We start from the raw sequence: 20,071 nt of genomic DNA on the forward strand, positions 1-20,071 counted from the left end.
GGCCGTGATGGGCGCGGGCTCGTGGGGCACCGTGATGGCCAAGCTGTTCTGCGACGCGGGCGGCGACGCCGTGCTGTGGGGCCGCCGTCCCGAGGCCGTCGCGGCGATCAACGAGCGGCACGAGAACCCCGACTACCTGCCGGGGATCACGCTGCCCGAGACGCTGCGCGCCACGGTGGACCCGGCGGAGGCGCTGGACGGCGCCGACATCGTCGCGGTGGCCGTCCCGGCGCAGACGCTGCGCGCCAACCTCGCCGCGTGGGGGCCGCACCTGCCGCCGGACGCGCTGGTCGTCAGCCTGATGAAGGGCGTGGAACTGGGGACGTCCCGGCTGATGTCGGAGGTCCTGCGCGAGGCGGCGGACGTCCCGGCGGAGCGGATCGGGGTGTTCTGCGGCCCGAACCTGGCGCGCGAGATCGCGTCCGGGCAGCCGGGCGCGGCGGTCGCGGCGTGCGTGGACGAGGCGCAGGCGCGGCGGCTGCAGGCCGCGACGATGACGCCGTACTTCCGCGTCTACACGACGACGGACGTGGTGGGCTGCGAGCTGGGCGGCGCCGTCAAGAACATCGTGGCGCTGTGCGTCGGCATGGCGGTCGGGCTGGGGTTCGGCGCGAGCACGCAGGCGCTGCTGATGACGCGCGGGCTCGCCGAGATCGCGCGGCTCGGCGCGGCGCTCGGCGCGGACGAGCACACGTTCGCGGGCCTGGCGGGCATGGGCGACCTCATCGGGACGTGCTCGTCCCCGCTGTCGCGGAACCGGACGTTCGGGGAGAACCTCGGCCGGGGAATGACCCTGGACGAGGTGATCGCGGTGACGAAGCAGACGGCCGAGGGCGTGAAGTCGTCGGAGGCGGTGCTGGAGCTGGCGCGCAAGCACAACGTGGAGATGCCGATCGCCGAGGCCGTCGCGGCGGTGCTGTACCACGGGATGCCGATCAAGGAGGCCGCGATCTCCCTGATCTCCCGCAGCCCGAAGGCCGAGCGGTACGGCATGTGAGGTAACGCAGCCGAAACGATCTCCGCGCGCGGAGCAGATAGGGTCAGGAGCCATGTCCGAGGTTTCCTCCAAGATCCGCGTGGCCGTGGTGTTCGGCGGACGCAGCTCCGAGCACGCCATCTCCTGCGTCACCGCCGGTGCCGTGATGGCCGCGATGGATCCGGAGAAGTACGACGTCGTGCCGATCGGCATCGCCCGCGACGGCCGCTGGGTGCTGGTCGAGTCGGCGGCGTCGCTGGAGATCGCGGACGGCCGGCTGCCCGAGGTCGACGGGTCCGGCGGCGCGGTGACGCTGCCGATGGACCCGGGCATGGGCGGGCTGCTGGTGGTCGAGCCGGGCCGGGTGCCGGTCGCGCTCGGCGAGGTGGACGTGGTGCTGCCGCTGCTGCACGGCCCGTTCGGCGAGGACGGGACGATCCAGGGTCTGCTGGAACTCGCCGGCGTCCGGTACGCGGGCGCGGGCGTGCTGGCCAGCGCGGTCGGCATGGACAAGGGCTTCATGAAGCTCGTCTGGGAGGCGCGCGGCCTGCCCGTCGGCCCGTACGTGCTGGTCGGCGACCGCGAGTGGCGGCGCGAGCGCAAGCGCAAGCTGGACGAGATCAAGGAACTCGGCCTACCGGTGTTCGTCAAGCCCGCGCGGGCCGGGTCGAGCATGGGCATCACCCGGGTCGCCGACGAGGCGGACCTGGAGGCGGCCGTCGAGTTCGCCCGCGAGCACGACCCGAAGGTGATCGTGGAGGCCGCGATCACCGGCCGGGAGATCGAGTGCGGCGTGCTGGAGGGCCTGGACGACGGCCCGCCCGAGGCGTCGCTGCCCGCCGAGGTGCTGGTCGGCGGCGAGCACGCGTTCTACGACTTCGAGACCAAGTACCTCGACGGGACGACGCGGATGGCGATCCCGCCGGACCTGCCGCCCGCCGCCGTCGAGGAGGTGCGGCGCCTGGCCGCGCGGGCGTTCGAGGCGCTGGACTGCGAGGGCCTGGCCCGGGTGGACTTCTTCCTCACCCCCGGCGGCGACTGGATCCTCAACGAGATCAACACGATGCCGGGCTGCACGCCGACGTCGGCGTTCCCGCAGATGTGGAAGGCGAGCGGGCTGGACTACCCGGCGCTGGTGGACCGGCTCGTGCGGACGGCGCTGCGCCGTCCTTCGGGGCTGCGCTGACGCGGGCCACGCGGATGTTGACGCGCCGGTGAATGCGCCCTTACTCAAGCTTTCGATGAGCGAAACCCCGTGGTAACAGGTGTTTCGGCAGGATCATGAGTAGCATCCGCCGTTCCGGAAGGATCTGATCCGTGCTCCCGTCGTCCAGCGCCTCGACCCTGGCGCCGCCCGCTCCGGTCCCGTTCACGAGCACGGCCCGCGCCGTCCCCGGCCACGACCGCTGGCACCCGGACCTTCCGGCCGTCGCGGAGGTCATCACGGGCGGGTCGGTCCGGCTGGACTGCCCGGCCCGCGAGCGCGGCGCCGAGCCGCTGCTGTGCGGGCCGCTGGACGTCGTCGGCGCCGAGCCGGGCGACGTGATCGTGGTGGACGTGTTGGCGCTCGGCCGGGCGGACGGGCGGCCGGCGCCGTCCGGGCACCCCGGGGTGATCGGCTGCGCGCCGGACGCGGCGGGGCTCGCGGCGGCGGGCGGGTGCGCGCCGGGACCGGCGATGCTCGGCGGGCTCGTCCCGGGGACGGCGCGGCACGCGGCGGTGGCGGCGCGGGCCGTGCGCGGCGCGGACCGGGGCCGGGCCGTCGGGGGCTGCACGATCGCGCGGCTGACGGCGGGCTCGCGGATCCTGCTGCCGGTGCTGGTGGCGGGCGCGAAGCTGTCGGCCGGTGACCTGCACTTCCCGACCGCCGGACGCGACTGCGGGAGCGGCGCGGCGGCGGGCTGGATCGACCTGCGCGTCCACCTCACGCGGCGCGGGGTGGAGCGGTTCCGGATCACCGGGCCGATGCTGATGCCCGACCCGACGCCCGCCTTCTAGGAGCCGCCGGCCTCCAGCGCGACGACGCCGCCGATGACGAGCGCGACGCCCGCGATCTGGACCCAGGTGAGCGCCTCGCCGAGGAACAGCGCGCCGATCAGCGCGACGAGCGCGACGCCGCACGCCGACCAGATCCCGTACGCGACGCCGACCGGGATCCCGGCCTTGAGCACCAGCGACAGGAACGCGAACGCCGTGACGTAGCCGGCGACGACGACCACGCTCGGGACCACGCGGCTGAACCCGTCGGAGAGCCGCAGCGAGATCGTCGCGGTCACCTCGCTGAGGATCGCCCCCGCGAGCAGCAGCCAGGCCATGCGCGCCCCCTTCGCAATGATCACCCGCTCATTATCGGACGCCGCCGGTGTGCGTCCCGGTGACAAGCCTCACGAACTGGTCTGTTTGTTCGTGATAGGGGACAGAGGTACCGTTCTGGACGAGTTCTCAATAAGCCCTCGCTGACCCACCCCCGGGGGAGGCCCCATGACCGTACGGCCCGAGGAGCCGGAGGGCATCGTCCTCCAGGCCCGCGACGTGCGCTTCGACTGGACCGGTGTGCCCCTGCACTGGATCCCCCGCGACCCGGTGGCCTCCCACCTCATCAACGTGCTGCACCTGCTGCTGCCCGCGGGCGAGGAGTGGTTCATCCGCGTGTTCAAGCAGGCGCTCCCGTACATCCGGGACGACCGGCTCCGCGAGGACGTGCTCGGCTTCATCGGGCAGGAGGCCGTCCACGCCCGGTCGCACGACGGCGTCCTGGAGCACTTCACCGCGCAGGGCCTGGACGTCGGGCCGTTCGTCCGGCAGGTGGACTTCATGTTCGAGGGCCTGCTCGGCGACCGCGACCTCACCGGCGAGGCGTTGCGCGTCTGGCTGTTCGAGCGCGTCGCGATCATCGCGGCGATCGAGCACTTCACCGGCGTGCTCGGCGACTGGATCCTCAACGCGTCCGCGCTGGACCGCGCCGGGGCCGACCCGACGATGCTGGACCTGCTGCGCTGGCACGGCGCCGAGGAGGTCGAGCACCGGCACGTCGCGCACGACCTGTTCACGCACCTGGACGGCTCGTACGGCGCGCGGGTGCGGGCGATGACCGAGACGGTGATCATGCTCGGGTCGCTGTGGCAGCGCGGGCACCGGTACCTGCTGGCCGCCGACCCGGTCGTCCGGGGCCGCGTGCGGGGCGGGCTCGGCCATCTGCGGCGCACCGGCCCGGCCGGGCTGAGCCCGAGCCGGCGGTCGCTGCTCGCGGCGATCCGGCGGTACCTGCGGCGGGACTACTCCCCGCTGAACGAGGGCTCGACCGCGCAGGCGCTCGCGTACCTGGCGTCGTCCCCGGCGGCGCAGGCGGCGCTGCGGTGAGCGACGGCCTGAAGGACCGCATCCCGCCGTCGCTGTTCGGCCGGCGCTCCCGCGACCCGTTCTGGGTGGCCGTCCACACCGTGTTCACCGGGTTGGAGCGGGCCATGGCGCTGCGGACGGCGCCCGCCCCGCCGATCCGGCCGGTGGACCGGGGGCTGCGGCTGGTCGTCCGCGCGGTCGTGCCGGAGGCCGAGGACGTCGTGTCGCTGCGGCTCGCCGCGCCCGACGGCCGGGACCTGCCGCGCTGGTGGCCGGGCTCCCATCTGGACGTGCTGCTGCCGTCCGGGCGGCGCCGCCAGTACTCGCTGTGCGGCGACCCCGGCGACCGGACGTCGTACCGGATCGCCGTCCGGCGGCTCCCGGCGGGCGCGGGCGGCTCGCGGGAGATCCACGACGCGGTCGCGGCGGGCGACGAGCTGACCGTCACCGGGCCGCGCAACGCGTTCCCGTTCCTCGCGCGCGAGCGGTACCGGTTCGTCGCGGGCGGCATCGGCATCACGCCGATCCTGCCGATGGTCCGGGCGGCGCACCGGGCGGGCGCCGACTGGACGCTCGTCTACGCCGGACGGTCCCGCGCCTCGCTCGCGTTCCTCGGCGAACTCGCCGACCTGCCCGCCGAGCGGGTGATCGTCCGGACCGACGACGAGCACGGCGCGCCGTCCGGCGCGGATCTGCTCGCCGGAGTCGAGCCGGGCACGGCCGTGTACTGCTGCGGGCCCGCGCCCATGCTCGACGCGGTGCGCGGCGCGTTCCCCGACGGCGCCACCCTGCACTTCGAGCGGTTCGCGCCCGCGCCGATCACCGACGGGCGGCCGTTCGAGGTCGACCTGGCCAGGACGGGCGTCGTGCTGCCCGTCCCGGCGGACCGGTCCGCGCTGGACGTGATCCGCGAGGCCGTCCCGGAGGTGGCGTACTCGTGCCGCCAGGGCTTCTGCGGGACGTGCCGGGTCGGGCTGCTCGCGGGCGACGCCGACGAGCGCGCCGTCTCCGACGCGGCCGACGACGGGCTGCTGATCTGCGTCTCCCGCGCGTCCGGGGGACGGCTCACGCTCGACCTTTAATCCGTTGCGCCGGGTTCGTCCCGGCTGGCATCGTTGCGGACGTCGGCACACCGAGACCTGGGAAGGAGGACGCCGTGAAGCTACGACTGCGCCAGGCGTCGTCTCCGGTCTCCCGCCGCTATCGCTGAGCCGTCATCGGCCGCGCGGGACCCGGGGGCGACGCCGCCCCGGCACGACGCGCGGCTCTACCCCAATCGGCAGAGGGGCCATCCTCAGAAGGTGGACGTTCCGGGTTCGAATCCCGGGAGCCGCACCATCCCCCTTTTTCCGCGGGGCGGCGCCGACGTTCGGAGAGTCGGGCCTGCCTGTAAAGCAGGTGCCACAGCGCTGAGCGGGTTCGAATCCCGCCCGCCCCACTTTTTGCCCGCCCATCCGTGAAGTGTTGAACGAGCCCGGGAAATCTCCCCGGAACGGCGGAATGATCGGAGACCTTCGTCCGGGGGGTCGTGCCGTCAGCCGCGTCCGGACGGCTCAACGGTGACCTTGAGGTGCTTCATCAGCGGCTGGTCGCTCTGGGCGCTGTAGTCGCCGATCGCGCACAGGACGTTCATCTCGGGCATGTACCCGGCCGCGCAGCCCCGGGGGATGTCGTAGGGCACCGCGCGGTAGCGCAGCAGAGACCGGGTGCTCCCGTCCTTGGCGACGCTCGTGACGTCGACCTCGTCGAACTCGGCCAGGCCGCGTTCGCGCATGTCGTCGGGGTTCATGAAGACCAGCGTCCGCAGGTTCCTGATGCCCCGGTAGCGGTCGTTGTCGGAGTAGATCGTCGTGTTCCACTGGTCGTGCGACCGCATGGTGCCGAGCGCCAGCGTGCCGGGCGCGGGGACGACGTCCGGGAGGCCCGCCGCCGAGAACTCCGCGCGCCCGGACGCGGTGCGGAACTCGCGGTCGCGCGCGGGCTGGTGGATGCGGAACCCGTGCGGCTGCCGGACGCGGCGGTTGAAGTCCTCGAAGCCGTCCAGGACCTGCGCCATCGTGTCCCGGATCCGGTCGTAGTCCTCGACGTAGCCCTCCCACGGCGTCGCGCTGTCCGGCAGCGCCGCGCGGGCCATCCCGGCGATGATCGCGGGCTCGGACAGCAGGTGCGGCGACGCGGGGCGCTTCATGCCGGTCGACAGGTGGACCATGCTCATCGCGTCCTCGACCGACGTGGCCTGCACGCCCGCCGCCTGGTGGTCCTTCTCGGTGCGGCCGATGCACGGCAGGATCAGCGCGCGGCGGCCGTGTTCGAGGTGGCTGCGGTTGAGCTTCGTGCTGACCTGGACGGTCAGGTCGCAGTTCCGCAGGGCCTCGGCCGTGTAGGGCGTGTCCGGCGCGGCGAGCGCGAAGTTGCCGCCCATGCCGACGAACACCGTCACCTCGCCCCGGCGCATCGCCTCGATCGTCCGGACGGTGTCGAGCCCGTGGCGGCGGGGCGGCTCGATCCCGCAGACCGCGCCGAGCCGGTCGAGGAAGGCCGGGTCGGGACGGTGGTCGATGCCGCACGTCCGGTTGCCCTGCACGTTGCTGTGCCCGCGCACCGGGGACGGCCCGGCGCCCTCCCGGCCGATGTTCCCGCGCAGGAGCAGCAGGTTCACGATCTCGCGGACGGTGTCGACGCCGTGCTCGTGCTGCGTCACGCCGAGGCACCAGCTCACGATCGTCCGCTCGGCGGCGCGGTAGACGGCGGCCAGGGCGCGGATCTCGGCGACGGCGACGCCGGACTGGTGCTCGATCTCGGCCCACGACGTCCGGGCGCAGACGTCCCGGTACCGCTCGAAGCCGGTGGTGTGGGCGGCGAGGAAGTCGGCGTCCAGCGCGTTCGGGTCGGTCTCGGCCAGCTCCAGCAGCGCCTTCGCGACGCCCCTGACCAGCGCCATGTCCCCGCCGATGCGCGGCTGGACGTTCTTGGTCGACGTCGGCGTGGTGCGGAAGGCGGCCATGCGGGCGAACTCGTGCGGGATGATCGTCCGCGTCGCGCCCGCCTCGACCAGCGGGTTCACGTGGACGACCTGCGCGCCCCGCCGGCAGGCCCCGGCGAGCGCGGTCAGCATCCGGGGCGCGTTGGACGCGGCGTTGACCCCGAAAACGAACAGCGCGTCGGCGCGCTCCCAGTCGTGGACGTCGACCGTGCCCTTCCCGGTGCCGATCGCCGCCTTCAGCGCCCGGCCGCTCGCCTCGTGGCACATGTTCGAGCAGTCGGGGAGGTTGTTGGTGCCCAGCTCGCGGGCCATGAGCTGGTAGAGGAACGTGGCCTCGTTGCCGAGCCGTCCGGAGGTGTAGAACGCGGCCCGGTCGGGGCTGTCGAGGTCGCGCAGGGTGCGTCCGACCAGCGCGAACGCGTCCGGCCAGGAGATCGGGACGTAGCGGTCGGTCCCGGGGTCGTAGGACAGCGGTTCGGTCAGCCGTCCCTGCGCCTCCAGGTCCGTGTCGCTCCACTTCGCCAGCTCGCGCACCGGGTGGGCGGCGAAGAAGTCGCGGCCGACGCGCTTGCCGGTCATCTCCCACGTGACGTGCTTGATGCCGTTCTCGCAGACGTCCAGGTGGAGGCCGCCCGGATCGTCCGGCCACGCGCAGCCGGGGCAGTCGAAGCCGCCGTTCTCCTGGTTCATCCGCAGCAGGGCGCGCGCGCCGTCGATCGGCTCGCGCTGGCGCAGGATGAAGCCCGTGACGCTCTTGGCCGCGCCCCAGCCCGCGGCCGGGTGGCGGTAGGGCTTGAACTCCGGTCTCCGGCTGTCGCGCCGATCGTCCACCGTCACCCTCCCGCTGCCGCCGTGCGCCGATTCAAACACACCTTTGTCAGGGAAAAATTGAAGATTTCCTCGCGTGGCGGGGCTCACGCGGCACTTTGTGCGGCGCGACGAACATCTTTGGCGCGTCCGACGATCGGCTGCGCGCGACCGTCGGCCGCTTGACACTTCTCCGGACGGCACGTAGACCGTGGAGCATCGATTTCCGGACGGGGCGCACCCGTAATTCGGACCTCTTTTCAGGGAAGGCGGGCCGCGCCGTGGCGGAGGCGAGGGACACGGCCCCGGCCGAACTCGTCACGTGGGCCGAGGCCCGGCTGCCGCGCCTGATCGAGGACGTCCACGCGGCCGTGCTCGACCGGATCGCGCTCTACCGGGACGAGAAGATCGTCCCGCGCGCCGACCTGCGCCGCTCGATCGCGGTGAACCTGCGCTTCGTGGTCGCCGCGCTCGCCGGGACCGCCGCCCCCGACCAGGCCGCGCCCGAGGAGACGGGCCGCCGCCGCGCGCACCAGGGCGCGCCGCTGCCGGAGGTGCTGCAGGTCTACCGGATCGCCTGCGCGATGCTGTGGGACCTGCTCGTCCGGCACGCCCGCACCGGCGCGCGGGCGGACGCGCTCGTGAACCTCGCCGGGCTGCTCTGGCGCGTCACCGACGAGCACGCGGTGCGGCTCACCGAGGCGTACCGGGCCGCGAACGCGGACCTGCTGGTCGCGCAGCAGCGGCGGCGGTCCGCGCTGGCGGAGGCGCTGTTCACCGGCCACCGCGTCGCGGGCGCCGGGCCGTGGGAGGCCGGGAAGCTGCTCGGGCTGTCCCTGGACGGGCGGCTGGCCGTGGTCGCGGCGGAGACGCGCGGCCTCGCCGAGGAGAGCCTGGCCGGCGTCGAGCGGCGGCTCGCGCGGCTCGGCATCGTCTCGGCGTGGCAGCTCACCCCGACGCTCCAGGCGGGCGTGGTGTCGGTGCGCGACGAGCAGTTCGACCCGATGCTGGACGTCCTGCGGGAGACCGCCGTGGCCCGCACCGGCGTGAGCCCGCCCTACCGGTCGCTGACGGACACGCCCCGCGCCCTGCACCTCGCCCGGACGGCGCTCGCCGCCCTCCCGCCCGGCACGGCGCAGGTCCGCGCGTTCGGGTCCAGCCCGCTCGCCGCGTTCCTCGCCAACGACCCGGACGAGGGACGGCGGCTGGCGCGGGCGGTCCTCGGCGCCCTGCTGGACCAGCCCGCCGAGGAACGGGACTTCCTGCTGGAGACGCTGGACGCCTACCTCGGCAACGGCGGCTCGGCGGACCGGGCCGCGCAGGTGCTGCACTGCCACGCGAACACCGTCCGGTACCGGATGCGCCGGATCCGCGAACTCACTGGACGCTCGCTGACCGACCCGGGGTCCGTCGCCGAACTGGTGGCCGCCGTCCAGGCCCTGCGTCTCGGCCCCGCGACCTGAACCCCCGCCTGTTGCCTGGCGCGGGTTCCTCGACGCCCCGCCGCCGTGAGCGTCACACGTCGAGGTGGGGTTCCGGCTTCAGCGGGTCGTGGCCGAGGTTCATCAGCCCGTGCCGCCACGACTCGCGGGACGCGCCCTCGGCGGGCGGGTTCGCCAGGTAGTCGTGGATCCGGTCCACCACGCGGCGCATCGTGTCGACGTCCTCGCGGGTCAGGTCCATCTTCCGCTTGCGGAGGATGAGCGCGACGTGGCGGCCGAGGTCGGGCACGCCCGAGCCGGGGGCGGCGGGCAGCGCGTCCACGCCCGACGCGTCGGTGAGCAGCCATTCCCGCAGCTCCTCCGACGTCATGTTCACCGCCCCGTGGAACTCGTCCCACAGCTCTGCCACGTCCGGCGCGATCTTCTGCTTCACCCTGGCCTCCTTCGCACGGCTTCCTGTCCCGTTCCCGGCCGCCGCCCCGCGCAGAGTCCGGGGCGGGCCAAGGACTCTTGGTGCGCCCTTGCCCGACGGGCCGCCGGGTTCACGCCGTTGCGTCCGGGTAGGCGCGCGGCCATGGAGAGGCTGGAGCGGGAGCTGCGGGCGCGGGTGGCGGGCGAGGTCCGGTTCGACGCGGGGTCGCGGGCGATGTACGCGCACGACGCGTCGAACTACCGATGGCCTCCGCTCGGGGTGGTGGTGCCGGCCACGGTGGACGCGGGCGCCGAGGCCGTCGCGGTGTGCCGGGAGAACGGCGTCCCGGTCCTGTCGCGCGGCGGCGGGACGAGCCTCGCCGGGCAGTGCTGCAACACGGCCGTCGTCCTCGACTGGTCCAAGAACTGCAACCGGCTCGTCGCGCTGGACGCCGAGGCGCGGACGGCGATCGTGGAGCCCGGCGCCTGCCTGGACGACCTCAACACCGCCCTCGAACCGCACGGCCTGACCGTCGGCCCCCGGCCGTCCACGCACGCGACCTGCACGATCGGCGGGATGATCGGCAACGACTCGTGCGGCGCGACCGCGCAGGCGTACGGGCGCATGACCGCGTCGGTGGAGCGGCTGGAGATCCTGACCTACGACGGCGTCCGGACGTGGGTCGGCCCCACCGACGACGACGAGTACGCGCGGATCCTCGCCGCCGGGGGCCGCCGCGCCGAGATCTACCGGGAGCTGCGCGCGCTGCGCGACGACGGCCTGGCGCTGCTGCGCACCCGGTACCCCGACATCCCGCGCCGCGTGTCCGGGTACGGCCTGGACGAGCTGCTGCCCGAGAACGGCTTCAACGTCGCCCGCGCGCTGGTCGGCTCGGAGGGCACGCTCGTCACCGTGCTGCACGCCGAGATCCGGCTGTTCGAGGCGCCGAAGGCCCGGGCGCTGGTCGTCCTCGGCTACGACGACATCGCGGCGGCGGCCGACGCCGTCCCGGCCGTGGCCGCGCACGCGCCGCTGGCGCTGGAGGGCCTGGACGACGAGCTGGTCCGCCTCGCCCGCGCCGACCTGCTGATGAGCACCGACGTGTGGCGCGAGCTGCCGGAGGGCGCGGGCTGGCTGATGGTCCGGTTCGGCGGCCGGTCGCAGGACGAGGCCGACGAGCGCGCCGACGCGCTGGTGGACGCCCTGGCGACGGCGCCGAACCCGCCGAGCGTCCAGGACCGGCACGACCCGGCGGAGGAGCGCAAGCTGTGGAAGGTGCGCGAGGCGGGCCTCGGCGCCACCGCCTACCCGCCCGGCGAGCCGGACACGCACGAGGGCTGGGAGGACGCCGCCGTCCCGCCCGACAAGCTGGGCGACTACCTGCGCGACTTCCGGGCGCTCGTCAACGAGTTCGGCCTCGCACCCATCTCCCTCTACGGGCATTTCGGGCAGGGCTGCGTCCACACGCGCATCCCGTTCGACCTGTCCGACGACGCGGGCGTCGCCCGCTACCGCGCCTTCGTGCAGCGCGCGGCGCGGCTCGTCGTGTCCTACGGCGGGTCGCTGTCGGGGGAGCACGGCGACGGCCAGTCCCGCGCCGAGCTGCTGCCGCTGATGTTCGGCGACGCCATGGTCGAGCTGTTCGGCCGGTTCAAGGCGATCTTCGACCCGGACGACCGGATGAACCCGGGCAAGGTCGCGACGCCGGGCCGCAAACAGCGTCCCGAACGGCTGGACGACCACCTGGACCGGCACGGCTACCACCCGTCCGAGCCGAAGACGTACTTCTCCTACCCGCACGACCACCACCGCTTCACCCACGCCGCCGAGCGCTGCGTCGGCATCGGCAACTGCCGCGGCAGCTCCGGCGGCGTCATGTGCCCGAGCTACCGCGTGACAGGCGAGGAGAAGCACGCGACGCGGGGCCGCGCCCGGCTGCTGAACGAGATGATGCGCGGCGAGGTGATCCAGGACGGCTGGCGCTCCAAGGACGTCGCCGACGCGCTCGACCTCTGCCTGGCCTGCAAGGGCTGCCGCCAGGACTGCCCGGTCGGCGTGGACATGGCCACCTACAAGGCCGAGTTCCTGTCCCACCACTACGCGGGACGGATCCGTCCGCCCGCGCACTACGCGATGGGCTGGCTGCCGCTGTGGGCGGGCCTGGCGAGCGCCGCGCCGCGCGCCGCGAACGCGGTGACGCACGCGCCGGGGCTGTCCCGGGTCGTCAAGGCCGCAGGCGGCGTGGACCGGCGGCGCGAGCTGCCGCGCTTCGCCGCGCAGAGGTTCAGCGACTGGTTCCGGGGACGGCGCCCCCAGGGCTCCGGCTGGCGCGGCCCGGTCGTGCTGTGGCCGGACACCTTCACCGACTCGTTCCATCCGGAGGCCGGGAAGGCGGCCGTGGACGTGCTGGAGAAGGCGGGTTTCCGGGTGGAGGTGCCGCCGCGCCCGTCCGCGCTCGGGACGGCCCGCGACGGCCTGTGCTGCGGCCTGACCTGGATCTCCACCGGCCAGCTCGGCACCGCCGAGCGCGTCCTGCGCCGCACCGCCCGCGTGCTCGGCCCCCGGCTGCGCGCGGGCGAGGAGGTCGTCGTGCTCGAACCGAGCTGCGCGGCCGTGTTCCGCGCCGACGCGCCGGAGCTGCTGGAGGGCGACGCGGAGATCGGGCTGCTCCGCGACCGGACGCGCACGCTCGCCGAACTGCTGGACGAGCACGACGTCCCGTTCCCCAACGCGCACGAGCTGAAGGCCATCGCGCAGCCGCACTGCCACCACCACGCGATCATGGGCTTCAACGCCGACCGCGCCGTGCTGGCGCGCGCCGGGGTGGACGCCGAGGTGCTGGACGTCGGCTGCTGCGGCCTGGCGGGGAACTTCGGCTTCGAACGCGGCCACTACGACGTGTCGGTCGGGGCCGCCGAACTCGGACTCTGGCCCGCCGTGCGCTCCGCGCCGCCCGGGACGGCCGTCCTCGCCGACGGCTTCTCCTGCCGCACCCAGATCGAGACCGGCACCGACGCCGCCCCCCGCCACCTCGCCGAACTCCTCCGGGACGTGATGTGAGCGCCCCGGTCACCGCACTGGAGGCCGCCGCGTACACGATCCCGACCGACGCGCCCGAGGCCGACGGCACCCTGTCCTGGACGGCGACGACGCTCGTGCTCGTCACCGCGACCGCCCACGACACGACCGGCACCGGCTGGACGTACGGCCCCGCCGCGACGGCCGGGGTGGTGGCCGAACTGCTCGCCACCGTCGTGTACGGCGCCGACGCGCTGGCGACCGCCGCCGTCCACGAGGCGCAGTGCCGGGCGCTGCGCAACGCGGGCCGGCCCGGCATCGGAGGGAAGGCGCTCTCGGCGGTGGACTGCGCGCTGTGGGACCTGCGGGCGCGGCTGCTCGGCGTCCCGCTGCACCGGCTGCTCGGCGCGGCGCCGGACGCGTCCGTCCGGATCTACGGTTCGGGCGGGTTCACCACCTACGACGACGCCCGCACCCGCGAGCAGGTCGAAGGATGGCTCGCCGAGGGCGCCGCGGCCGTCAAGATCAAGATCGGTGACGACCCGGACCGCGACCTGCGCAGGCTGCGGCTCGTCCACGACCTTACGGCGGGCCGCGCCGAGCTGTACGCCGACGCCAACGGCGCCTACCGGCCGAAGCAGGCCGTCGCGATCGCGCGGGAGGCGCCGCCGCTCGGCTGGTTCGAGGAGCCGGTGTCGTCCGACGACCCCGACGGCCTGCGCCGCGTCCGCGCCGCCGTGGACTGCCCGGTCGCGGCGGGAGAGTACGGCTTCGACCTGCCCTACTACCTGCGGCTGCTGGACGCCGTCGACGAGCCGCAGGCCGACGTCACGCGCGTCGGCGGCATCACCGAGTTCCTGCGCGTCGCGGCGCTGGCCCGCGCGCACAACCGGCCGCTGTCGGCGCACTGCGCGCCGAACCAGCACGCCGCCGTGATGGCCGCGCTCCCGAACGCAAGGCACATCGAGTGGTTCCACGACCACGTGCGAATCGAGCGGATGCTGTTCGACGGCGCCCTGAAAGTCGAGGACGGCGTGATCCGGCCGCACGCCGACGCGCCCGGCCACGGCCTGACGTTCCGCGCCGCCGACGCGGAGCGGCACCGGGTCCGCTGACCCGGTGCCCGCCGGTCACTTCCCGAGCTGCTGGATCTTGTCCTTGAACAGCGTCGTCGCGATGGACGACCGGCGCGGCTGCCCCTTGAGGAACGCCTTGCCGAACTTCTTGGCCTGGTCGTACTGGATCTTGCCGGGCATCGGCGGCTCGTCCGGGTCGACCTGGACGTCCACCAGCGCGGGGCCGTCGTGGTTCAGCGCCTCCAGCACGGCCTTCTCCACGTCGCGCGGGTCGGTGACCTTCAGCCCGCAGCCGCCGCACGACCGCGCCCAGGCGGCGAAGTCGGCCACCGGCTCGTCGGAGTACCGGATGCCGAACTCGGGGTAGCCGAGGACCATCTGCTCCCAGAGGATCTGCCCCAGCGAGTTGTTGTTGTTGATGACCACCTTGATCGGCAGGCGGTGGTGGACGGCGGTGATGAAGTCCGCCATCAGCATCGAGAACCCGCCGTCGCCGACGTAGGCGATGACCTGCCGGCCGGGGAACGCGTGCTGGATCGCGATCGAGTACGGCAGGCCGGGCGCCATCGTGGCGAGGTTGCCCGACAGGTAGAAGCCCCGGTCGCCGCGGATCGTCCAGTGCCGCGCGGCCCAGGTCGCGATCGTGCCGCTGTCGCAGGTGAGGATCGCGTCGTCGGACGCGAGGTCGTCCAGCACGCCCATGACGTACTGCGGCGCGATCGGCGTGCGCTTGGGGTTCTCCAGCGCGTCCATGTCCTTGCGCCACTTGTCCATCGACTTCTGGAACTTCTCCAGGTGGCCGCGCTTCTTCTTGCGCTCCAGCAGGGGGAGCAGCGCCGCCAACCCCTCCTTCGCGTCGCCGATCATCGGGACCTCGGTGGGCATCCGCGCCCCGGCGCGCGACGGGTCGGCCTCGAGCTGGACGACCCGGACCTTGCCCGGCTCGGGCAGGTGCTGGGTGTAGGGGAAGTTCGTCCCGACCATGAAGAGCGTGTCGCACTCCTCGATCAGCTCCTCGCCGGGCCGGGTGCCGAGCAGGCCGATCCCGCCGACCGCGAACGGCGAGTCGTCCGGGATGACGGCCTTGCCGGGCAGCGTCTTGATCACCGGCGCGCCGAGCGCGTCCGCGACGGCCAGGACCTCGTCCCGGGCGTGCAGCGCGCCGACGCCGACGAGCAGCGCGACCTTGCTCCCGTCGTTGAGGACGTTCGCGGCGGCGCGCAGGTCGGACGCGCGCGGCACCCCCGGCGGCTCCAGGAACACCGGGGCCGTCGCGGGCGGCCGGGCGGGCGCGACGTGCGCGTACGGGTCGGCGTCGGCGTCCGCGACCTGGACGTCGTTCGGGAACGTCAGGTGCGCGACGCCGCGCCGGGCCAGGGCCGTCCGGACGGCGAGGTCCACCACGCCCGGAAGCTGCGCGGGGTTGTCGATGACGAGGTTGTACTCCGCGACGTCCGCGAAGAGGTGCTCGGTGTGGACCTCCTGCTGGTACCCGGTGCCGAGGACGGACGTCTCCTGCATCCCCGTGATCGCGAGGACGGGCGTGTGGTCGAGCTTGGCGTCGTAGAGCCCGTTCAGCAGGTGGACGGCGCCCGGCCCCGACGTCGCCAGGCACACGCCGATCTTCCCGGTGGCCTTGGCGTAGCCGGTGGCCATGAAGGCCGCCGCCTCCTCGTGCCGGACGAGCACGAACCTGATCTTGTCCTTGTGCCGGCGCAGGCCCTCCATGATGCCGTTGATGCCGTCCCCCGGGAGGCCGAAGATCGTGTCGACCCCCCAGTCGATGAGCCGTTCGATCAGCGCTTCCGATGCGATTTTCCCCATGTGGGGTCCCGTGCCCCTGAAATCGCCTTTGACACGGTGTTCGTTAGGGCGCGCCGCGCTCGGGTAGGCCGCCCGGACACGTCCGGCGGGAGGAAGGTGGAGCTCATGGCTCGGCAGCGAGCGCCGCGCGTCGTCGTCCTGACCGGGGCGAGCGGCGGCATCGGCCGCGCGACCGCGCGGCTGCTCGGCGCGCGGGGGGACCGGGTCGCGCTGCTGGCGCGCGGGGCGACCGGGCTCGGCGCGGCGGCGCGCGACGTCCGGGCCGCGGGCGGCACCGCGCTGCCCATCCCCGTGGACGTCGCCGACTTCGCGGAGGTCGACGCCGCCGCCGAGCGCGTCGAGACCGAACTCGGCCCCGTCGACGTGTGGATCAACGTCGCGTTCACCTCGGTGTTCGCGCCCTTCACCGAGATCGACCCGGACGAGTTCCGCCGCGTCACCGAGGTCACCTACCTCGGGTTCGTCCACGGCACGCGCGCCGCGCTGGACCGGATGCTGCCGCGCGACCGCGGGACGATCGTCCAGACCGGCTCGGCGCTCGCCAAGCGCGGGATCCCCCTCCAGTCGGCGTACTGCGGGGCCAAGCACGCCGTCCAGGGGATGCACGAGTCGGTGCGGACCGAACTGCTGCACCGGCGGTCGCACGTGCGGACGACGATCGTCCACATGCCCGCCGTGAACACCCCGCAGTTCGACTGGGTGGAGAACCGGCTGCCGGACCGGCCGCAGCCCGTCCCGCCGATCTACCAGCCGGAGGTGGCGGCGCGGGCGCTCGTCCACGCCGCCGCGCACCCGCGCCGCCGCGAGTACTGGGTCGGCGGCAGCACGGTCGGGACGATCCTCGGGAACCGGATCGCGCCCGGCCTGCTGGACCGCTACCTCGCCCGGACCGGCTACGGCTCGCAGCAGACCGGACGTCCCGCCGACCCGGACGCGCCCGCCAACCTGTGGCGGCCCGCCGACGACACCGGCGGCCACGACTTCGGCGCGCACGGCGACTTCGACGACCGCGCGCACCCGCGCAGCCTCCAGCGCTGGGCGTCCGAGCACCGGGGCCTGCTCGCCGCGGGCGCGGCGGGCCTGGCGGGCGTCGGCGGCGCCGCCTACCTGCGGACCCGGTGAGTCGCGCGTCCGGGATTCGGTCATGTGTCAGCCGCCGCGTCACTGGCAAGGGGCCGCACTTCGCTGAACCCGCTTACCAGGAGGCAACGCTATGAAGGCCGTGATCTGGCAGGGCGTCGGGGACATCACCGTGGAGGACGTGCCCGAACCGAAGCTCCAGGAGCCCGCGGACGCGATCGTCCGGATCACCGGGAGCGCGATCTGCGGCACCGACCTGCACTTCGTGCGCGGCACGATGCCGGGGATGCGGCCCGGGACGATCCTCGGCCACGAGGCCGTCGGCGTCGTGGAGGAGCTGGGGCCCGAGGTGCGCAACTTCTCCGTCGGCGACCGGGTGGTGATCCCGTCCACGCTCGGCTGCGGCCGGTGCGTCTACTGCCGCGCGGGCTACTACGCGCAGTGCGACGTGGTGAACCCGCAGGGCCGCGACGCCGGGACGTCCTTCTACGGCGGCCCGATCTCGACCGGGCCGTTCGACGGGTTGCAGGCCGAGTACGCGCGGGTGCCGTTCGCGCACACCAACATCGTCCCGATCCCGCCCGGGGTGACCGACGAGCAGGCGCTGATGGTCAGCGACATCTTCCCGACCGCGTGGTTCGGGGCGCGGCTCGCGCAGGTGACGCCCGGCGACGTCGTCGCGATCTTCGGCGCCGGGCCGGTCGGGCAGCTCGCCGCGCTGTCGGCGCGGATGCAGGGCGCGGGCCGCGTCCTCATCGTGGACGGCAACGCCGACCGGCTGGAGACGGCCCGGCTGCAGAACGCCGAGACGATCGACTTCAACGCCGAGGACCCCGTCACCTCGATCAAGGACATGACGGGCGGCATCGGCGCGGACCGGGTCATCGACGCGGTCGGCGTGGACGCGCAGCGCCCGTCCGGCGGACCCGCCGCCGGTCCGGCCGGCGAGCACATCGAGCAGTACGACGCGGAGGTGCACGTCGCGGCGCCCGAGACGAACGTCCAGGGCGACCTGTGGCGGCCCGGCGACGCGCCGAGCCAGGCGATCCGCTGGGCCGTGGACGCGGTCGCGAAGGCCGGGACGATCGGCATCGTCGGCGTGTACCCGCCCGGCTTCGACCGGTTCCCGATCGGGACGATGATGAACCGGAACCTGACCGTCCAGGCGGGGAACTGCAACCACCGCCGCTACGTGCCGGGCCTGCTGTCCAAGATCGCCACCGGGGCCGCCGACCCGACGACGATCATCACGCAGCAGGAGGCGCTGCCGCACGTCCTGGACGCGTTCGAGGCGTTCGACCGGCGCGAGCCCGGCTGGACGAAGGTGTCCCTGGAGGTCGCCGGGTGACGCCGGTGCCCGGCGGGCCGGGGCGCGGTGCCCCGGCGCGCCGCCGCCGGGCTCACGCGGCCCGGGGGAGGTCCGCCTCGTGGGCGGGTTCGGCGTTGGCCGCCAGGCAGGTGATGTAGGCGCCGATGCCGTGGTCGCGGAACGCGTCCACGCCGAACGACGCCGGGCTGCGCAGATGGCCGCGCAGCGCGTCGCACACCCGGACGAGCAGCGACGGCGGACGGGGGAGCAGCCGCCCCGACGCGTCGAAGTACTGCTCCAGCGCCACGTGCCGGTACAGCGGGTCGGGCGGGAGCTTCGGCACGATGTCGCTGTTGTTGACGAACCGGAACATCCGCCCCTTGAACGCCGTGTCGTAGGCGCGGGCGAGGACCGGGTCGCACGTCCGGGGCTGCCCGAACGTGTAGACGCCGTCCGCGAGCAGCCGCGGATCGGCGAAGTACATCCGCGCCGCCGCCAGCATCGCGAGGGCGCCGCCGAGGCTGTGGCCGGTGAACCACAGTTTCTGGTCTCCGGTGCGCAGTTCGCGGACGGCCGTGAGGATCTGCGGCCACACCGCGTCCAGCGCCTGCTCGAACCCGAGGTGGACCATTCCGTCGCCGCACGAGTACGGCACCATGAGGGCGCCGCAGTCGGTCAGCCAGTCGCGCAGTTCGCCGGGCTCGGTGCCCCGGAACGCCACGACGACCGTCTCCGCGTTCCCCATCGCGAACGCCTGCGTGTCCTCCAGCGGGAAGGGCACCTGGTGCGGGACGCAGAAGGTCCGCACGTCGGAATAGCCCCACGCGGCGGCCTGCCGCCGCACCGCGCCGGGTTCCTTGTAGGCGAGCCGCGCCGCCTCGGCGAGGTGGCGCGCGAACGGGAGCCGGGAGCGATCGAAGGGGATCACGTGCATCACGTGGCCTCCGTCTCTTCCTGATGACATGTCGCTATCGGATAATTACCCACAGTGGGATTATCGCTGTCGCGACAAATGACTCACCGAATGGCAAGCCGGGTGTCACCAGAGCAGGACGCCGCATCCGTCGCGGACCGCGTCGTCCAGCCAGGCCAGGCAGGCGTCGAGCCACGCGTCGTCCACGGCGGCGGCCAGGAACGACGCGAACCCGACCGGCGGCGTCACGTACGCCTTCTGCCCGCGCGGGACGCGGCGGTTCCACTCGCGCGCCAGCGCCGCGAACGGCGCGACCTCGAACGGCAGCGGCAGGCCGGCGGCGGGCGGGTCGTCCCAGCGCGGCGGGGGCGGCGGCTGCGGGACGGGCAGCGCGAGGATCCGCTCCCGGATCTCCGCCAGCTCCGGCCGGACCGCCCACGCGCTGGTCCGGTCCCGGGCCTCGAACGCGCGCTCGCGCAGCGGCGTCCACTCGTCCACCAGGTTGCGGACGGTCACGTGCGCGTGCCAGGCCCGCAGGTAGGGACGGTGCCGTCCGGCCCGCACCTCGGCGCGATGCCGCGTCCAGCCGCGCAGCCGCCGGGCCAGGTCGCCGGGGAGGTGGGTGCGGAACGCCGCGCGGCGCCACTCGGCCGGGAACACCGGGTTCAGCGCGAACGCCGCGACGCGGAAGCTCGACGTGCCGTCCCGCGCGACATGGCGGCGCAGCTCGGCCGGGTCGGCGCGCGGCTTGGGCGGGACGGGCAGATGCCGCAGATCGTCGGGCAGCGCCCCGGACGCCGCGTACCAGTCGGCCTGCGCCTCGACCAGATCGTCGAGCACGGCGCGGGGAACGCCCGGCAGCGGTCGCATCCTGACCCAGTCCACGCCCATC

At 73.9% G+C, this 20,071-nt stretch carries 16 protein-coding genes and 2 tRNA genes; 12 read left to right on the forward strand and 6 right to left on the reverse strand.

What is annotated here, in order from left to right; translation table 11 throughout:
• Positions 1 to 7 precede the first annotated feature (7 nt).
• The 3 genes from GQ466_RS05395 to GQ466_RS05405 all read left to right on the forward strand — a co-directional run bounded on the left by GQ466_RS05395 (position 8) and on the right by GQ466_RS05405 (position 2,974).
• Positions 8 to 997, forward strand: coding sequence for an NAD(P)H-dependent glycerol-3-phosphate dehydrogenase (locus GQ466_RS05395; protein WP_161102414.1), 990 nt, complete (start codon positions 8 to 10; stop codon positions 995 to 997).
• Between the two features lie 52 nt (positions 998 to 1,049).
• A complete protein-coding gene (locus GQ466_RS05400; RefSeq protein ID WP_161101617.1) occupies positions 1,050 to 2,162 on the forward strand; it encodes a D-alanine--D-alanine ligase family protein in 1,113 nt (370 codons plus the stop codon).
• Positions 2,163 to 2,293: 131 nt separating this feature from the next.
• Entirely contained in the window at positions 2,294 to 2,974 is a 681-nt protein-coding gene (locus tag GQ466_RS05405; RefSeq protein WP_337193328.1) for an acetamidase/formamidase family protein, read from the forward strand.
• Here GQ466_RS05405 and GQ466_RS05410 read toward each other — a convergent pair.
• Complete coding sequence (locus GQ466_RS05410) at positions 2,971 to 3,291, reverse strand: DMT family transporter (protein WP_161102416.1); 321 nt, start codon at positions 3,289 to 3,291, stop codon at positions 2,971 to 2,973. The genes GQ466_RS05405 and GQ466_RS05410 overlap by 4 nt on opposite strands.
• A 166-nt stretch (positions 3,292 to 3,457) precedes the next feature.
• On the opposite strand from GQ466_RS05410, the gene GQ466_RS05415 reads away from it, so the two are divergent.
• The 4 genes from GQ466_RS05415 (at position 3,458) to GQ466_RS05430 (ending at position 5,753) form a co-directional block, all read left to right on the forward strand.
• Entirely contained in the window at positions 3,458 to 4,336 is an 879-nt protein-coding gene (locus tag GQ466_RS05415; protein WP_161101618.1) for a metal-dependent hydrolase, read from the forward strand.
• A complete protein-coding gene (locus GQ466_RS05420; protein WP_337193329.1) occupies positions 4,333 to 5,397 on the forward strand; it encodes a PDR/VanB family oxidoreductase in 1,065 nt (354 codons plus the stop codon). The genes GQ466_RS05415 and GQ466_RS05420 overlap by 4 nt, the downstream gene beginning before the upstream one ends.
• 179 nt (positions 5,398 to 5,576) lie before the next feature.
• A tRNA-Leu gene (locus GQ466_RS05425) sits at positions 5,577 to 5,653 on the forward strand.
• A gap of 15 nt (positions 5,654 to 5,668) precedes the next feature.
• A tRNA-Tyr gene (locus GQ466_RS05430) sits at positions 5,669 to 5,753 on the forward strand.
• A 96-nt stretch (positions 5,754 to 5,849) separates the two neighbouring features.
• On the opposite strand, the gene GQ466_RS05435 is transcribed toward GQ466_RS05430, so the two are convergent.
• A complete protein-coding gene (locus GQ466_RS05435) occupies positions 5,850 to 8,129 on the reverse strand; it encodes an FdhF/YdeP family oxidoreductase (protein WP_337193330.1) in 2,280 nt (759 codons plus the stop codon).
• A 257-nt stretch (positions 8,130 to 8,386) separates the two neighbouring features.
• Here GQ466_RS05435 and GQ466_RS05440 point away from each other — a divergent pair, with 257 nt between their 5' ends.
• Positions 8,387 to 9,568: an RsbRD N-terminal domain-containing protein gene (locus tag GQ466_RS05440; protein ID WP_161101620.1), complete on the forward strand. Its 1,182-nt coding sequence runs from the start codon at positions 8,387 to 8,389 to the stop codon at positions 9,566 to 9,568.
• A 52-nt stretch (positions 9,569 to 9,620) separates the two neighbouring features.
• On the opposite strand, the gene GQ466_RS05445 is transcribed toward GQ466_RS05440, so the two are convergent.
• Positions 9,621 to 9,980, reverse strand: coding sequence for a DUF3140 domain-containing protein (locus GQ466_RS05445; RefSeq protein WP_161101621.1), 360 nt, complete (start codon positions 9,978 to 9,980; stop codon positions 9,621 to 9,623).
• 141 nt (positions 9,981 to 10,121) lie between these two features.
• Here GQ466_RS05445 and GQ466_RS05450 point away from each other — a divergent pair, with 141 nt between their 5' ends.
• Both GQ466_RS05450 and GQ466_RS05455 read left to right on the forward strand, forming a co-directional pair.
• Positions 10,122 to 13,019, forward strand: a complete 2,898-nt coding sequence (locus GQ466_RS05450; RefSeq protein WP_161101622.1) for an FAD-binding and (Fe-S)-binding domain-containing protein — start codon at positions 10,122 to 10,124, stop codon at positions 13,017 to 13,019.
• A complete protein-coding gene (locus GQ466_RS05455; RefSeq protein WP_161101623.1) occupies positions 13,016 to 14,092 on the forward strand; it encodes an enolase C-terminal domain-like protein in 1,077 nt (358 codons plus the stop codon). The genes GQ466_RS05450 and GQ466_RS05455 overlap by 4 nt, the downstream gene beginning before the upstream one ends.
• 15 nt (positions 14,093 to 14,107) lie before the next feature.
• Here the strand turns inward: GQ466_RS05455 and GQ466_RS05460 are convergent, their stop codons facing one another.
• Positions 14,108 to 15,877, reverse strand: a complete 1,770-nt coding sequence (locus tag GQ466_RS05460) for a thiamine pyrophosphate-binding protein (RefSeq protein WP_161101624.1) — start codon at positions 15,875 to 15,877, stop codon at positions 14,108 to 14,110.
• Between the two features lie 105 nt (positions 15,878 to 15,982).
• Between GQ466_RS05460 and GQ466_RS05465 the strand changes: the two genes are divergently transcribed.
• Both GQ466_RS05465 and GQ466_RS05470 read left to right on the forward strand, forming a co-directional pair.
• The gene (locus GQ466_RS05465) at positions 15,983 to 16,999 is read left to right on the forward strand and encodes an SDR family oxidoreductase (protein WP_161101625.1); all 1,017 of its coding nucleotides are present in this window, start codon (positions 15,983 to 15,985) and stop codon (positions 16,997 to 16,999) included.
• A gap of 91 nt (positions 17,000 to 17,090) precedes the next feature.
• A complete protein-coding gene (locus tag GQ466_RS05470) occupies positions 17,091 to 18,305 on the forward strand; it encodes a zinc-dependent alcohol dehydrogenase (protein ID WP_161101626.1) in 1,215 nt (404 codons plus the stop codon).
• 52 nt (positions 18,306 to 18,357) lie between these two features.
• Here the strand turns inward: GQ466_RS05470 and GQ466_RS05475 are convergent, their stop codons facing one another.
• Together GQ466_RS05475 and GQ466_RS05480 are read right to left on the reverse strand one after the other, a co-directional pair.
• Entirely contained in the window at positions 18,358 to 19,200 is an 843-nt protein-coding gene (locus GQ466_RS05475; protein ID WP_161101627.1) for a lipase family protein, read from the reverse strand.
• A gap of 105 nt (positions 19,201 to 19,305) precedes the next feature.
• Positions 19,306 to 20,070: a hypothetical protein gene (locus tag GQ466_RS05480; protein WP_161101628.1), complete on the reverse strand. Its 765-nt coding sequence runs from the start codon at positions 20,068 to 20,070 to the stop codon at positions 19,306 to 19,308.
• Position 20,071 lies beyond the last annotated feature (1 nt).

Origin of the sequence: Actinomadura rayongensis (genome assembly GCF_009831215.1) — a bacterium.
GTDB lineage: Bacteria > Actinomycetota > Actinomycetes > Streptosporangiales > Streptosporangiaceae > Spirillospora > Spirillospora rayongensis.

Excerpts from the sequence above, each read along its gene's own strand:
- GQ466_RS05395 (WP_161102414.1), top strand. The coding sequence starts at position 8 with ATGGGCGCGGGCTCGTGGGGCACCGTGATGGCCAAGCTGTTCTGCGAC.
- GQ466_RS05400 (WP_161101617.1), top strand. The coding sequence starts at position 1,050 with ATGTCCGAGGTTTCCTCCAAGATCCGCGTGGCCGTGGTGTTCGGCGGA.
- GQ466_RS05410 (WP_161102416.1), bottom strand. The coding sequence starts at position 3,291 with ATGGCCTGGCTGCTGCTCGCGGGGGCGATCCTCAGCGAGGTGACCGCG.
- GQ466_RS05415 (WP_161101618.1), top strand. The coding sequence starts at position 3,458 with ATGACCGTACGGCCCGAGGAGCCGGAGGGCATCGTCCTCCAGGCCCGC.
- GQ466_RS05450 (WP_161101622.1), top strand. The coding sequence starts at position 10,122 with ATGGAGAGGCTGGAGCGGGAGCTGCGGGCGCGGGTGGCGGGCGAGGTC.
- GQ466_RS05460 (WP_161101624.1), bottom strand. The coding sequence starts at position 15,877 with ATGGGGAAAATCGCATCGGAAGCGCTGATCGAACGGCTCATCGACTGG.
- GQ466_RS05465 (WP_161101625.1), top strand. The coding sequence starts at position 15,983 with ATGGCTCGGCAGCGAGCGCCGCGCGTCGTCGTCCTGACCGGGGCGAGC.
- GQ466_RS05470 (WP_161101626.1), top strand. The coding sequence starts at position 17,091 with ATGAAGGCCGTGATCTGGCAGGGCGTCGGGGACATCACCGTGGAGGAC.
- GQ466_RS05475 (WP_161101627.1), bottom strand. The coding sequence starts at position 19,200 with ATGCACGTGATCCCCTTCGATCGCTCCCGGCTCCCGTTCGCGCGCCAC.
- GQ466_RS05480 (WP_161101628.1), bottom strand. The coding sequence starts at position 20,070 with ATGGGCGTGGACTGGGTCAGGATGCGACCGCTGCCGGGCGTTCCCCGC.